Raw genomic sequence first — 14,350 nt, 5'->3', positions numbered from 1 at the left:
GTATGACGAAGCCGGTCGCGGGTTCTCGACACCGGATTTCTGCTGCCCGCAGACCACTCTGTGCCCAGACCGGGTCGGCCGGTAGGACTGGGGCATGCGGATTGCGATCTTGGGCGGTACTCGGTTCATCGGACGAGCAGTGGTCGAGCGGCTGGCCGCGGAAGGGCACTCGCTGCTGGTAGTACACCGCGGCGACCACGAGCCTGAGGGGTTGGTGGAGGTCGAGCACGCCCATGTGGACCGTCATGACGGCGCTGCGCTGGCTGCGGCGCTGAAGCCGTTCGATCCCGAGGCCCTGGTCGACATCTCCGGCATGAACGCGGCCGCCGCCGATGCCGCCCTCGGCGCGGTCGGGGAGTCGGTGAAGCTGATCGCCCTCTCCAGCGTCGATGCGTACCGTGCGTACGACGGTGTGCATTCGGACCGTACGACGGACGCGCTGCCGCTGACGGAGGAGTCACCGCTGCGCGAACGCCGGTTCGTCGACGGGCCGCAGTACGAGAACCTGGAGGTGGAGGAGCGGTACCTGCCGCGTGGGGCGACCGTCCTGCGGCTGGGAGCGGTGTACGGCGAGCACGACTACCAGGCGCGGTTCGAGTTCATCCTGCGTCGGGTCCGGGCCGGGCGGCGACGGATCCCGGTCGGATCGGGTCAGTTCCTCTTCAGCCGGGTGTACGTCGGTGATGTCGCGGCGGCTGTGTCGTTGGCGCTGGGCGGTGAGTTCCCAGGGGTGTTCAACGTGGTCGAGCCGTCGACTGCGCCGTACCGGCTGTTCGCCGAGCAGATCCTGGCTGCGGCGGACGCTGCAGACGTGGAACTGGTGAAGGTGCGGGACGACCTGCTGCCGGAGGATCTGTCCCTGACCGGAGCGCCGACCCAGCATCTGCAGGTGGACTCGTCGAAGGCGCGGACGGTGCTCGGGTGGACGCCGACGGATCCGGCTGCGACGCTGCGGACCTCCGTTCGGTGGCACCTGGCGAATCCGCCGGCGGACGCTTCGGACGATTTCTCCGCGGACGACGCCGTACTGGGCTGAATTCTGGGCTGAAAATGGTCAGGAGCACTGCCGCGGACCCGGTATGATTTCCGGGACGGACTGAGGGGCCTGCAGGGTGTGGCCAGCTCGATTTCACATCGGGGTGGCGGACCGTGTAATCTCTCTCCTCGGCCGGCCCCTTTAGCTCAGTCGGCAGAGCGTCTCCATGGTAAGGAGAAGGTCTACGGTTCGATTCCGTAAAGGGGCTCTGAGCACGGCATCCCACCTCCGGGTGGGATGGCGAACTCTCCCGGCGGGGTAGCTCAGGTGGTTAGAGCACACGGCTCATAATCGTGGTGTCGCGGGTTCGACTCCCGCCCCCGCTACCACCAACGCAGTATCTCGAGAGTGCGATCACCTCAGTTGCGCACTCCTGAACAGAAGAGGCAGCAGTGGCCAAGTCAACCGACATTCGCCCGAAGATCACCCTGGCGTGCACGGTCTGCAAGGAGCGGAACTACATCACCAAGAAGAACCGGCGGAACGACCCGGATCGTCTTGAGCTGAAGAAGTACTGCCACCGGTGCAACGACCACACGGACCACCGCGAGACCCGCTGACCTCAGCTTCTCCGCGAGGGCCGCTTCGGATTGCCGAAGCGGCCCTTCGTCGTGTTGTCAGACGGTCAGGATCGGGCGGCCGCGCTCGTACGCGGTGAGACGCTCGTCACGCGGAGTGAGGCAGCACGAGCCGCACAGCGTGCCCTTGCCGACCTCGCTCGTGTAATAGAGACAGCACGTGTTGCGCAGGTAGACGAGCTTCCCAGCGGCGACCTCGACGTCGCCGAGCCTGGCCAGTCCGGCCTTGGCCACGAAGGTCCGCCACCGCTCGAGCAGGTACGCCGGTTCCACGGTGACCTCCTCCCGGGTCGCCGCGCAGAACCCCATCGCGCACCCAGCCGCGACCCCGCCGTGGAGTTGACGGATCCCGGCCCGGGTCCGCTGGTGCAGCTCCTCGGACAGCGGGAGCAAGTGCTGCCGCAGCACCACGTCGTACAGGGTGTCGAGCCCGCCGGGGAGGAAGTCGGCGGAGCGTACGGCGACTGCCGCGATGCCGTGACCGTCGTGCGGCCGGACCCAGAGGTTCTGCGGGCGGATGTCGAGGACGCGGCCTTCCAGCGCCCAGAACAGCAGTGCGGCGGCCGGTGCGCGACCGGCGTAGAACGACAGCATGCTGAGCGCGTTCGCGTGGGCGGACCGGTGGTTGCTGGCCTCATCGTCGCGTTTGAGCAGCTCGGTCAGCTCAGGACTACCCGGCTCCAGGATCCGGTCCACTCGCAACCAGTCGTCGCCCTCCGGCGCACCGATCTCCAGCCTGTACCTCGGGGCGTATTTCCCCAGCGCCGCCACTGCCGTCACCGATCAAACCTTCCTGGCTTCATGGGCGGCGGAAACCCTTGGAACAGTCTGCCAGTAGGCTTCCGGGATATGACGATCGACGCCACGATGGTCGGCCGGAGCTATGCGGCCGCCGAGTCCTATCAGGTCGGCCGGGAGAAGATCCGGGAGTTCGCCGACGCGATCGGCGATCCCAACCCGGCGTACCGGGGTGCTGACGCGGTCGCACCACCGACGTTCGCGTTCATGCTCGGCAGCCGTGCGCTGGAGCAGCTGCTGAACGACGAGGAGCTCGGCCTGCGGCTGGACCGGATCGTCCACGGCGCGCAGAAGTTCAGCTACACCCGCCCGATCAAGGCCGGCGACGACATCGCCGCGACCGCGACCATCACCACCGTGCGCAAGGCCGGTGACGTCGAGGTGATCATGTACGAGACCGCCCTGACCACCGTCGACGGCGACCCGATCGCGACGTCGACCTCCACGATCTCGCACAACCGGGCGGACGCATGATCGAGGTAGGCACCGAGCTTCCCCCGCTGACCGTCACCCTCCGGCGCGAGGACCTGGTCCGGTACGCCGGTGCGAGCGGCGACTTCAACCCGATCCACTGGAGCGACCGGATGGCGGCCGCGCTCGGGCTGCCCGGCGTGATCGCGCACGGGATGCTCACGATGGCGTCCGCGGTGCGGGTCGTCACGGACTGGATCTCCGACCCGGCTGACTTGCTGGAGTACGGCGTACGGTTCACCAAGCCGGTCGTCGTACCGGATGACGACAAGGGTGCGAGCGTGACGTTCTCGGCGAAGGTCGACAAGGTCGCGGACGGACGCGCCGAGATCGACATCACCGCGGTGGCGGGCGAGGAGAAGGTGCTCGGCCGGGCCAGGGCGGTCGTGCGGGTCCGGTGAGAACGCACGTGTCGCTGGCCGACTACACCACGCTGCGGATCGGCGGGTCGGCCGACAAGTTCATCGAGGTCACCACCGAGGACGACCTGATCACCGCGGTCCGCGACGCGGATGCCGCCGGGGAGCCGGTGCTGCTGCTGTCGGGCGGCAGCAACGTGGTGATCGGGGACGACGGATTCCGCGGGACCGTCGTCAAGATCGCGACTTCCGGCATCCGGGTCGAGTCTGACCTGTGCTCCGGGGCGATGGTGCACGTTGCGGCCGGCGAGGACTGGGACGGCGTCGTACAGCGTGCGATCGCGGAGGAGTGGAGCGGACTCGAGTCGATGTCCGGGATCCCCGGGCTGGCCGGATCGACGCCGGTGCAGAACGTCGGGGCCTATGGACACGAGGTCGCCGAGACGATCGCTTCCGTCCGGGTATGGGACCGGGTTGCTGGGAGGCTCGAGACGATCTTCGCGGCGGAGTGTGGATTCAGCTATCGCAACTCCCGCTTCAAGGCCGACCCATCGCGGTACGTCGTACTCGAGGTCACCTTCCAGTTGACGATCGGCGATCTGTCCGCGCCGGTCGGGTACGCCGAACTGGCCCGCGTACTCGACGTCGAACCAGGCTCCCGCGCCCCGATGACCGACGTACGTGAAGCCGTCCTCGGCCTCCGCCGCAGCAAAGGCATGGTCCTCGACCCAGCCGACCACGACACCTGGAGCGCCGGCTCCTTCTTCACCAACCCGATCCTCGACACCCCCGCCGAGGTCCCGGCCGGCGCCCCCCAATGGCCCCAACCGGACGGCCGAGTCAAAACCAGCGCCGCCTGGCTGATCGAGCACGCCGGCGTCTCCAAAGGCTTCACCATCGGCGCCGCCGCCGTCTCCACCAAACACACCCTCGCCCTCACCAACCGCGGCACCGCGACGGCCAAAGAACTCCTAACCCTCGCCACCCACGTCCGCACCCAGGTCCACCACTCCTTCAACATCACCCTCACCAACGAACCAGTCCTAGTGAACTGCACCCTCTGAGCCGTAAGGACAGGAGGTAGTGCCCGAAACGGGCGCTCCCGGCGGCCAGCCGAGTCTGCAGACGGCTCGCCGACCTGACAACCTCCTGTCGTTAGCGGCCCTGTGGATAACGCCAGCCGCGATCCTGCCGAATCCCGCAGGATCATTGGGTGACCTCTGTCGTCGAGATCCTCGCCCGGCTCGGAGGCTGTGCGACGACCGCTGAACTGACCGGGCTGGCGTCGTCTGGCGCCCTGAAGGCGGCAGTGCAGCGAGGCGAGGTCGAGCGGCTCGCTCGTGGGGTCTATGGGCTGACGGCTCTGGGGCCGGAGCAACTCGCTGCAGTGGCCTACGACGGGGTTGTCTCGCACACCAGCGCGGCGGTCGGCTGGGGATTGCCGGTGCTCACCAAGCCGGAGAAGCCGCACATCATCGTTCCTGCACAGCGCAGACCTCGGCCGGGCCGCCCGGCCGAGCTGCACTGGGCTGCGGTCTCGTCTGCTGAGCGAGCGGCTCGGCTGACCTCCCTGCAACGAACGGTGCTCGACTGCGCCCGGATCCTGCCGTTCGGCGAGGCCCTTGCGGTCGCCGACGCGGCGCTCGGCACCGGCAAGTTGACGAAGGATGAACTGGAGGCCGCAGCCACCGCAATGCGCGGACCGGGCCGTCCGAACGCGGTGCGGGTTGCGGCCGAGGCCACCAGGCTGTCGGAGAGCTTCCTCGAGTCCATGCTCCGAAGTCTGTTGATCTGCGCGGGGATTGACGGGTTCGAGCCGCAGGTCGTTGTCCGCACCGCCGGGACCTGGGCTCGGGTGGACCTCGGTCATCGACCGGCCCGGATCGCTCTGGAGGCAGAGGGGTACGAGTTCCACGGTTCCCCGGCGGCTTTCGCTGCGGATTGCCGGCGGTACGACGATCTGGTCACCGCCGGTTGGCTCGTACTCCGGTTCACCTATCAGCAGGTGATCGGCGATCCAGCCTGGGTGGTCGAGAGCATCCGGAGCGCGGTTCGGAGCCGCTAACGACAGGAGGTAGTCCAGTATCCGGCGTGGGCTCACGGTGGCTGAACGGCTCTGACGGTCCTACTGATGCACTACCTCCTGTCGTTAGGAATCTCTGAAAAAGATTTGCAGTGGGGGTAGGCAATTGGGGGTTGATTGGCTAATCTTTTGCGAGATCTGGTGGGAGGTGGAGTGTGAGGCGCAAAAGATTTTCTCGGCGGGAGGTGTTGGCCGGGGTGGGGGCAGGGCTGGCGGCTGCTGTGGTGCCGGGGTGTTCCGGTGGTGATGGCGGGCGGTCTGGGGCTCTGCAGGTGTGGGGTGGGGTGCCGGCGGCCTCGGGGCCGGGTGATGTGGTGAAGGCGTTCCAGGAGAAGTTTCCGCAGTACAAGGTGAACTACACGCGGTTCGTGAACGACGACCGCGGCAACCTCAAGCTCGACACGGCCCTCCAGGGCGGCGTCGACATCGATGTGTACTTCACGTACTCGCAGGGCGCGCTCGCGCTGCGGGCCGGGTCCGGACTGGCGGCGGACCTGACCGATCGGGTCACCGCAGACCCGGAGCTGAAGGTGTTCCTCGACACCGTGCAGCCGCGGTCGTACATCGACAACGGCAAGGTCAAGGCTCTCGCCACCGCCCGCGAGCCGTTCTTCGTGCTGTTCAACGAGAAGCTCCGGCAACAGGCCGGCGTCGAGCTCCCGCACGACTGGACGATCGACGAGTTCCGCAGTACGGCCAAGCAACTGACGACTGGCAAGACCGTCGGCGCCTACACGGTCCCCGACGTCGCCCGGATCGCCCTCGGCCCCAACTATTGGTACGACGGCAACCGGTCGAACTTCGGCGACCCGCACTTCGAGCAAGGCTTCCGGCTCGGCCGCGAGATGATCGCCGACGGTACGGCGTTCCCGTGGACCGAAGTACTCGCCCGTCATCTCGACGCCTACCAGCAGAACTCGTTCCTGACCGAGGAGTTCCACCTCTGGTCGACGGCGCCGTTCAACCTGCGCTACCTGTACGACGCGAAGAAGTACCCGCACGACTTCAAGGTCGCGTTCGCCCCGTCGCCGACCGTCGACGGCAAGGACTGGAACGGCGGCTCGTTCAGCAACTTCATCATGATCAACCCGAAGTCGCCGAAGTTCGAGGCGGCCTGGGCGTTCGTGAAGTTCTGGCTGACCGAGGGTGCGACGCCGATGCTCAAGGGCGGCAAGCTGCCTGCGCTCGGCGGCGTCACCGACGACCAGGTGATCACCGGCATGCTCGGCAAGGAGCCGGACAAGTACTTCGACATGGACTCGTTCCGCCGCGTCGTACTGGAGGCGGACCCCAAGCTCGCCACCGACACCCGGCTGACCGGGTTCCCGGAGATCACCCTCGCCGTGAAGCAGCAGCGCGACCTGTGCTGGCTGGGCGAGAAGGATCCGGGGGTCGCGATCCGTGAGGTACGGCGGCTTGCCGATGCAGCGATCGCCCGTAACGAGAGGAGGCCCTGATGGCCACTGCCACAATCGCCACCGCCTCAAGGGTCCGGACCGAGAAGGCGCCGGGGATCAAGCCCAGCGGGTGGATCGGGTTCCTGTTCATCGCGCCCAACCTGCTCGGCGTGATCGCGTTCACCCTGATCCCGTTGATCAGTGTGGTCGTGCTCGCCTTCACCGACTGGAACCTGGTCTCCGGCCTCGGCGGCATCACGTTCAACGGCATTGACAACTTCGTCGCGATCGCCCGCGATCCCGGCTTCTGGCACGCCATCGGCCTCACCCTCGTGTACGTCGTCGTGTCCGTCCCACTGACCGTCGTACTCGGACTCGCCCTCGGCATCGCGCTCAACCGCCCGCTCCCGGGTCGCGCCGTACTGCGGGCGATCTTCTTCCTGCCGTACATCGTCAACGTGGTCGCGATCGGCATGACCTGGCTGATGCTGATGAACCCGAAGGCCGGCCTGGTCAACCAGGTGCTCGACGCCTTCGGCATCCAGCCGGGCTGGTTCGCGTCGTCGCACTGGGCGCTGCCGGCGTTGATTGTGATGGCGATCTGGGGCGGGGTCGGGTACTGCTCGCTGATCTACCTGTCGGCGCTGCAGGATGCTCCGGCGCAGCTGTACGAAGCAGCCGACATCGATGGCGCCTCGGCCTGGGCGAAGTTCCGGGTGATCACCTGGCCGTCGTTGCTGCCGACAACGATCTTCCTGATGGTCACGCTGATCATCGGTGCGTCACAGGGCTTCGGCCTGATCGCGCTGATCACCGCGGGTGGTCCGGGCGACGCGACCACGACGATCTCCTACTACATGTACCAAACAGGCTTCCAGTTCTACCGATTCGGCTATGCCTCGGCGATCGGCCTGGTGACGTTCGTCGGCGTACTCGTCCTGACTCTGCTCACCTGGCGGGCGCAGCGAGGGAGGGCCCTCAATGACTAAGTCGAAGTGGCTGTGGGGAATCCCGCTGTGGATCCTCGCGATCGCGTTCCTCGCGCCGTTCGCGTGGATGATCTCGACCGCGCTGAAGCCGGACGTGGACGCGTACAAGATCCCGATGCAGTGGATCCCGAACCCGTTCCAGTGGGACAACTTCAGCACGGTGCTGACCGGGGCGACCTCGGTACTCCCGGCGTTCGGCCGCTCGGTGTTCGTTGCCGTACTGCGGGTTGCGGGCGAGCTGATCACCGCGACGATGGCCGGGTATGCCTTCGCGCGGATGTCGTTCAAGGGGCGGGACAAACTGTTCCTCCTGTATCTGGCGACTGCGATCATCCCGGCGCAGTTGTTGCTGGTGCCGCGGTTCATTTACTTCCAGAAGCTCGGGCTGTACGACACGTTGTGGGCGTTGATCCTGCCCGGGATGTTCACCGTGCTCGGGACGTTCCTGATGCGGCAGTTCTTCATCAGTCAGCCGGCCGAGTTCGCCGAGGCGGCCCGGATGGACGGGGCGAACGAGTGGCGGGTGTTCACCCGGATCTACTTGCCGTTGGCAACACCGGTGATGAGTGCGCTCGGCATCCTGGCGTTCGTCTGGTCGTGGAACGACTACGAGACCCCGCTGGTGCTGATCAGCAATCCGGATCGGTACACGCTGCCGCTGAGCCTGACCAACTTCGTCGACGAACAAGGCCAGATCGCACCCGGTCTGACCATGGCCGCGTCGGTGATCTCGATCGTTCCGGTGCTGATCGTCTTCGTCGTTCTGCAGCGCCGGTTCATCGCGGCGATGACTCACACTGGGATCAAATAGTTGATCACGGAATGGAATCCCTGATGGAGCGAGCCGGCAGTCCGAGTCCGTTGCAGCTGGTCAAGCGAGCCCTGCCCGAGCTGAACGGCGCGATGCAGCGGGTCGCCGAGCACATCCTGGCGAACCCGGACGAGGTCGCGCGCGGGTCGATCACCAAGCTGGCCGGGGTTGCGCAGACCTCGGCCGCGACCGTGACGCGGTTGTCCACGCATCTCGGGTTCGCCGGGTACCCGGCCTTGCGGGCGGCGCTGGCCATGGAGGTCGGCCGCGGTCTGGAGGCCGGGTGGGCGAGCGACATCGGTATGGCGATCGGCCCGGCGGACCCGCCTGAGCAGGTGCTCAACGTGCTGGCGTCGACCCAGGCGAACGCACTGCGCAACGCGTTGGCGGCGATCGACCTGCCGGCTGCGACCCGGGTCGCGGACGCGATCGCGGGCGCTCGCCGTACCCATATCTATGGGGAGTGGGGGGACGCGGTCCCGGCGCGCGAGCTGTACATCCGGCTGCTGCGGATCGGGATTCCGGTGTGGTTCTTCGACGGACCGCAGTCTTCGCAGATCGGCGCCGGCCTGCTCGGCGCGGGCGATGTCGCGTTGACGGTGGCGCGGTCGGGGAACGATCCGACCACGCTCGACTACGTCAAGCGGGCCGCCGAGGAAGGTGCGCTCACCGTCGTCATCACCGGCGTGGCCGACTCACCGATAGGCCGGCTGGCCGACGTCACCTTTGACACCGGTACGCCGAACGGGTCGACCTGGACTGAGTTCTTCGCCGGCCGGGCTAGCGACGTACTGACGGCCGGCTTGTTGTTCGTCCTGGTCGCGCAGCGGGTGCCTGATCACCTGACCGCCAATCACCCGAACGGGCCGGGACAGCCCGTCGTACATCCAGATAGCTGAAGGGTTTGTGCATGCAGCAGCTCGAGGTCCAGACCGATCTGACCGTCGTCGGCGGCGGGCTCGCCGGGATCTGCGCGGCGATCGGCGCCGCGCGGCAGGGGAGCACCGTGTCGCTGGTGCAGAACCGGCCGGTGCTCGGCGGGAACTCGTCCAGTGAGGTGCGGGTGTGGGTGTGCGGCGCGACCGGGCACGGGGTCCAGAGCTTCGCGCGCGAGACCGGCATCATGGGTGAGCTGTTCGTCGAGAACCAGTACCAGAACCCGCTGGGGAACCCGTACTACTGGGATCTCGTGCTCCTGGAGGCCGTCCGCGCGGAGCCGCTGATCTCCGTCTACTTGAACACCGACGTCCGTGCGATCGATGCTTCGGACGGCGAGATCCGGTCGGTGACCGGGTGGCAGATGGGATCGGAGAAGGAGATCCGGTTCGTCAGCCCGGTCTTCCTGGACTGCTCGGGTGACGGGCTGGTCGGGTTTCTCGCCGGCGCGGAATTCCACACCGGTCGCGAACCACGATCGGAGTACGACGAGTCGTGGGCGCCGCTCGTACCCGATTCGAACACGCTCGGCAGCACGATCCTCTTCTACACCAAGGACGCGGGGGAGCCGGTGCGGTTCGTGCCGCCGTCGTTCGCGCGGGACGTCACCGAGACCGCGATCCCGGACCGCCGGGTGATCCGGACGGACCTGAACGGGTGCGCGTTCTGGTGGATCGAGTGGGGCGGCTCGCTCGACGTCGTCGACGACAACGAGGCGATCCGGGACGAGTTGCAGGCCGTCGTGTACGGGATCTGGGACTACATCAAGAATTCCGGGCGCTTCGACGCGGACACGCTCACCTTGGAGTGGATCGGGTCCGTGCCCGGGAAGCGCGAGTACCGGCGGTTTTTGGGCGACCACGTCCTGACCCAGCACGACGTACTCGAGCAGACGCCATTCGAGGATCGAGTGGCCTTCGGTGGTTGGTCGATCGACCTGCACCCGCCGGGTGGCGTCTACGCGACGGAGAAGGGGTCGAAGCACTGGCACCCGGACGGCAACTATCACGTCCCGCTGCGATCGCTGTACTCACGCAACGTCCGCAACCTGTGGATGGCCGGCCGCAACATCAGCGCTAGTCACGTAGCGTTCGGTACGACGCGTGTGATGGCGACCTGTGCTCTGCTCGGTGAAGCCGCGGGGATCGGCGCAGCTGTTGCCCTGCGCAACGGATTGACGCCGCGGGAGCTGGCTCGCTCAAAGTCTGACCTGGTCAGGCACGCACTAACCCGGGCCGACTCATCGGTCCTCGGTGTGATCGACGACGATCCTGCGAACCTTGCACTGACTGCTTCCGTCACCGCCTCGTCGACCCTCACCCGGCCGGCTGTCGAGGTGTCGGCCGGCACGCTCCCGTTGACGAGCGACGTCGGCATGGTGATCCCTGTCGACCCGGCCCTGGACGGCTTCGAGCTGCTCGTCGACTCGGCCGGCGGTTCGCTGACCGTCGAGCTGCACGACCCGGTCAAACCGCAGAACTACCTCCCGGCCAAGCTTGTCGACTCCTGCACCATCGAGGTCCCCGCCGGCGAGAAGCGTTGGATCCAGGTGCCGTTGACCTGGCATCCAGCGACCGCTTCGAACGCTTTCGTCGTACTGCGGAAGACGCCGGACATCACGGTTCACACCGCGTCGGCCGGGCTGCCCGGGATGGTGCATTTCACTCACCGCGATCCGGCTTCGGATGAGCAGTGGACCGAACAGTTCCGTGCCTGGAAGCACATCCTGCCGCGCGGCGGGCTCTGCATCCGGCTCGGCGAGACGTCGGCGTACTCTGCCTCGAAGGTGGTCGGCGGCTACTCCCGCCCGTACGGCGGACCGAACCTCTGGTCCTCCGAGGACCTCGCCTGGGACCCGAACCCTTGGCTAGAACTGCAGTGGCCCGAGCCGGTCGAACTCGCGGAGATCGTGGTCGTCCTCGACGCGGATGTCCAAGAGGACCTGATCAACCTCCACCACCACCGAACCCCCTTCGAATCCCTACCGACCCTCCTCGCGGACTACGTCCTGGAAGCCCGCAACGGCACCGAAGACTGGCACCCGATCGCCAAGGTCACCGCCAACCACCACCGCACCCAACGCCACCGCCTGGACACCCCAACCCAGGCAACCCACCTACGCCTAACCGCCCACTCGACCAACGGCTCCCCCCGAGCCCACGTCGTCTCAATCCGCGCGTACGGTCAATAACGCCATTCGAGTTCGTTGTCCTGCATCCAGCGGGACAGTGGATCGGCAACGCGCTGCGCCGCGGCCGCGCCCGTCAGAAGGTCCGCGAGAACTTGGGCGGGTGCGGCCAGGCGAAGGCCGGTGGTGGTCTTCCGAGAGCGCGCGTAGACGACGTCGGCCGTCGGTTCGGCCAGGATGATGGACTTGCTCGTTGCCGGCACGAGTTCCCACACCGTGGCTGCTGCCCGAGCGTCCGGGGTGTAGATCACGGTCGGCCCGCTCGGTGTCTCCGGAGCCCAGAGTTGCGCTGCCCGGGCGCCGCTGAGCGCGTGCCGGACCGGCGTGGTCGGGATCTGATCGATGAGTGCCTGGACGCCGTGCTTGCTGCGCCAGTAGGTCAGTCGGCTGTCACGGCCGAAGCGGAACTCCTGGTTCCACCGGCGGAGTAGCGCCATCCAACTCGGCACGGCGACGACTCCTGGGGCGTGGCGCTGGACGAGCTCTTCCTGCTCGAGTCGGTCGACAATGCGGCGTACCGCAGGCCCCGGAACGCCGCTCGTCGTCACCAGATCATGCGTTGTCCACAGGCTTCGGAAGTCCAGGAGAGCGCGAATGACCAGGGCGGCAGTGTCGCCGGACAAGGGCGTGGTCGCGTTCATTCGGCCAGTCCGAGAGGGACGCGGGCGTACGTGGTCCACTCGTATTGGTTGTGGTCCCGGTTGAGGTTGATGAGGGCGACGCTGGTCAGTTCGGTCTTCGCGAGTCCGCCGCCGAGGGCGTTGACGCGTTGCCTGAGTGGTTCGGCCGGGGCGACTTCGTTCCAGTAGCCCAAGGAGATGTGCGGATCGAGCTCTGGCAGCTCGGGGACGGAATCCCGGCCCCAGACGTCGGTGACGGCAGCCCGCAGCTGATCGCGAAGTCGGCGCATTCGGTCGACGGGCGTGACGGGGAGTTGGAGACTCTCGGCATCGACGACAGCCGGACCGATCCGGATCTCGAACGGCCGGAAGTGCTCCAGTCGCTGTCGCGCGGCCTCGACGATCGGATCAAGATCCGCCTGCGGAACCTTGTCGGCGAACCCGATGCCTTGCATGGTCAGATGCAGCCACTGCGGTGAGACCGGCGTGATGCCTGGCAGCGCTTCGACCAGCCGTTGGTACTCCGCGTGCAGGTCGAGTAGCACCGGGTCGTTCGGGAAGACGATGTGCCAGGTGTAGAACGACCGCCCGGGTCGCCAGTTGGGGCGCCAGTACCAGTGATCGCGAACTTCCTTGATCATTCCTGGTCCTCTCTCGAACGTCGTACCAAATGGATTTGCGGAGTGGTTTGCGGCGGCGCGACGATCCGCCGATGAGGTGACATCAGGTGTCCCGGGCGTTGGATGTACTCGGCGATCCGCTCCCGCAACATCCGGCCCTTCGGGCTCCGTGCGTACGGCGACGTGAGGGCCGCGACCTCCGCGAGGCGCTGAATCAGCGGGCGGACGCGGTACTCCATCTGGGTCTGCAGCACCGGCTCGACGGCCTCTAGTGCACCGTCGAGCTCACCGAGCAGCAGGCGTGCTTTCGCCTGCTGCAATCGGGCCATGCGTTCGGATCCGAGGTTTCGGAGTGAGTACGGCGCTGCCTCGAACAGGGCGACACTGTGATCGGCCTGATCCGCGGTGCGTTGTGCTTCGCCGAAGGCCAGGTGGGTGTCGGCCCAGAGTCCTTCGGCGCGCTCCGGCGTACAGATCAGGACGCCGCCTGGCTCGGACTCCGCCGGATGGACAGCCAGCGTGCGGGCCAGGTCGAGCAGCTCGCGGGCCTTGTCCGGTCGGCCTGCGCGGGCGAGATCGACGGACGCGGCGCTGGCGAGGAAGAGTCGCGACGTACCGGCGGCGTACCGCAGTCCGTCCTCGGCGTAGGCCGCGGCCCGGGAGAAGTCTTCCTGCCAGAAGGCGGCCGTGTGCTGGGTGGCGCGGATCCAGCCACGCAGTACGTCGTGATCTGCGGCCTCGGCGCAGGCCCAGGCAGTCCTGGTGTGACCTTCGGCGATGTCCGGGCGGCCGAGGTCGGTCGACATCCAGGCGAGCAGAGTGATCGCCCAACCGGCTGCGGAGTACAGGTCGCGGGACTGGCCGGGGGATTGATTGCCGGCCAGCAGTCCGAAGGCACGGTCCCGGATCGCACGGCTCTTGGCGAACAGCGGTCTGGTCGGCGTACGGAGATAGGACTGGGCGATCCGCTCGATGTCGGCCTGCAGTTGCTCGACGGTGAGCTCTCCGACGTTCGACTCCTCGGCGAAGGACAACAGCGCGATGGACTCGTCGCCCGCGTTGATCAGGTCGTCGTCGTGGCCGACCATCGACGGCGGGACCGAATCCGGCTCGATCGGAGAGGCGCCGGACGGCGGGAAGAATCCGAGTTCGTTGTCGGCGGCAACGTCGAGGACATGGCGCAGGCCGGAACGGTACGCCGCACCTGGCCAGCGGACGGCGCCGCGTTCGAGCTTGGCGATGTAGTGGCCGTCGAGCTCGTACTTGATCTCGGTGGTGTCCCAGAGCCAGGCGCAGATGGTGTCGGCGAGCTCGGCCCGCGACATGTGTTCGCCCGGCGCGAGGCGAGACGGTGTGCGCTCTCGCGCCGCGCGCAGCAACTCGTTGGGCTCTGACATGGCGGTAACTGTAAGACGCCGAACACCCTCTGCGACCAAGAAATAGGCCCCTGTGGATGATCTGCCC

15 protein-coding genes and 2 tRNA genes are annotated in these 14,350 nt (G+C 67.0%); 13 read left to right on the top strand and 4 right to left on the bottom strand.

Annotated features, from left to right (window positions below):
- Positions 1-94 precede the first annotated feature (94 nt).
- From EV650_RS18525 to rpmG, 4 genes are all read left to right on the top strand, one after another.
- Positions 95-1,036: an NAD-dependent epimerase/dehydratase family protein gene (locus EV650_RS18525; RefSeq protein ID WP_134120301.1), complete on the top strand. Its 942-nt coding sequence runs from the start codon at positions 95-97 to the stop codon at positions 1,034-1,036.
- Between the two features lie 135 nt (positions 1,037-1,171).
- Positions 1,172-1,244 (top strand) — tRNA-Thr (locus tag EV650_RS18520).
- A 44-nt stretch (positions 1,245-1,288) separates the two neighbouring features.
- Positions 1,289-1,365 (top strand) — tRNA-Met (locus tag EV650_RS18515).
- A gap of 63 nt (positions 1,366-1,428) precedes the next feature.
- Positions 1,429-1,596, top strand: coding sequence for a 50S ribosomal protein L33 (gene rpmG, locus EV650_RS18510; protein ID WP_130384703.1), 168 nt, complete (start codon positions 1,429-1,431; stop codon positions 1,594-1,596).
- A 57-nt stretch (positions 1,597-1,653) separates the two neighbouring features.
- Here rpmG and EV650_RS18505 read toward each other — a convergent pair whose 3' ends face one another.
- Positions 1,654-2,394 carry a DUF3175 domain-containing protein gene (locus EV650_RS18505; protein ID WP_238174310.1) on the bottom strand — a complete coding sequence of 247 codons (741 nt, stop codon included), beginning with the start codon at positions 2,392-2,394 and terminating at the stop codon, positions 1,654-1,656.
- 69 nt (positions 2,395-2,463) lie between these two features.
- On the opposite strand from EV650_RS18505, the gene EV650_RS18500 reads away from it, so the two are divergent.
- The 9 genes from EV650_RS18500 (at position 2,464) to EV650_RS18460 (ending at position 11,649) form a co-directional block, all read left to right on the top strand.
- Complete coding sequence (locus EV650_RS18500) at positions 2,464-2,886, top strand: FAS1-like dehydratase domain-containing protein (protein WP_134120300.1); 423 nt, start codon at positions 2,464-2,466, stop codon at positions 2,884-2,886.
- Positions 2,883-3,284 carry a MaoC family dehydratase gene (locus EV650_RS18495; RefSeq protein WP_134120299.1) on the top strand — a complete coding sequence of 134 codons (402 nt, stop codon included), beginning with the start codon at positions 2,883-2,885 and terminating at the stop codon, positions 3,282-3,284. The genes EV650_RS18500 and EV650_RS18495 overlap by 4 nt, the downstream gene beginning before the upstream one ends.
- Complete coding sequence (locus EV650_RS18490; RefSeq protein ID WP_238174309.1) at positions 3,281-4,306, top strand: UDP-N-acetylmuramate dehydrogenase; 1,026 nt, start codon at positions 3,281-3,283, stop codon at positions 4,304-4,306. Before EV650_RS18495 ends, EV650_RS18490 begins: the two co-directional genes overlap by 4 nt.
- Before the next feature lie 149 nt (positions 4,307-4,455).
- Positions 4,456-5,307, top strand: coding sequence for a type IV toxin-antitoxin system AbiEi family antitoxin domain-containing protein (locus EV650_RS18485; protein WP_134120298.1), 852 nt, complete (start codon positions 4,456-4,458; stop codon positions 5,305-5,307).
- Positions 5,308-5,522: 215 nt separating this feature from the next.
- On the top strand, positions 5,523-6,782 hold the full coding sequence (locus tag EV650_RS18480) for an ABC transporter substrate-binding protein (protein WP_238174308.1): 1,260 nt from the start codon (positions 5,523-5,525) through the stop codon (positions 6,780-6,782).
- On the top strand, positions 6,782-7,711 hold the full coding sequence (locus tag EV650_RS18475) for a carbohydrate ABC transporter permease (protein WP_238174307.1): 930 nt from the start codon (positions 6,782-6,784) through the stop codon (positions 7,709-7,711). The genes EV650_RS18480 and EV650_RS18475 overlap by 1 nt, the downstream gene beginning before the upstream one ends.
- Positions 7,704-8,522 carry a carbohydrate ABC transporter permease gene (locus EV650_RS18470; RefSeq protein WP_134120297.1) on the top strand — a complete coding sequence of 273 codons (819 nt, stop codon included), beginning with the start codon at positions 7,704-7,706 and terminating at the stop codon, positions 8,520-8,522. The genes EV650_RS18475 and EV650_RS18470 overlap by 8 nt, the downstream gene beginning before the upstream one ends.
- An 11-nt stretch (positions 8,523-8,533) precedes the next feature.
- Complete coding sequence (locus tag EV650_RS18465; RefSeq protein ID WP_134120296.1) at positions 8,534-9,421, top strand: MurR/RpiR family transcriptional regulator; 888 nt, start codon at positions 8,534-8,536, stop codon at positions 9,419-9,421.
- Positions 9,422-9,432: 11 nt separating this feature from the next.
- Positions 9,433-11,649, top strand: a complete 2,217-nt coding sequence (locus EV650_RS18460; protein ID WP_134120295.1) for an FAD-dependent oxidoreductase — start codon at positions 9,433-9,435, stop codon at positions 11,647-11,649.
- Here EV650_RS18460 and EV650_RS18455 read toward each other — a convergent pair.
- Genes EV650_RS18455 through EV650_RS18445 form a run of 3 tightly spaced genes read right to left on the bottom strand, consistent with a single transcriptional unit; the run spans position 11,643 to position 14,283 of the window.
- Complete coding sequence (locus EV650_RS18455) at positions 11,643-12,287, bottom strand: hypothetical protein (RefSeq protein WP_134120294.1); 645 nt, start codon at positions 12,285-12,287, stop codon at positions 11,643-11,645. The genes EV650_RS18460 and EV650_RS18455 overlap by 7 nt on opposite strands.
- Entirely contained in the window at positions 12,284-12,907 is a 624-nt protein-coding gene (locus EV650_RS18450) for a 2'-5' RNA ligase family protein (protein WP_134120293.1), read from the bottom strand. Before EV650_RS18450 ends, EV650_RS18455 begins: the two co-directional genes overlap by 4 nt.
- Positions 12,904-14,283: an NsdA family TPR-like regulatory protein gene (locus tag EV650_RS18445; RefSeq protein ID WP_202874754.1), complete on the bottom strand. Its 1,380-nt coding sequence runs from the start codon at positions 14,281-14,283 to the stop codon at positions 12,904-12,906. The genes EV650_RS18450 and EV650_RS18445 overlap by 4 nt, the downstream gene beginning before the upstream one ends.
- Positions 14,284-14,350: the final 67 nt, after the last annotated feature.

Origin of the sequence: Kribbella kalugense (assembly GCF_004365875.1) — a bacterium.
GTDB classification, from domain to species: domain Bacteria; phylum Actinomycetota; class Actinomycetes; order Propionibacteriales; family Kribbellaceae; genus Kribbella; species Kribbella kalugense.
This window is presented reverse-complemented; position numbering and strand designations above follow the sequence as displayed.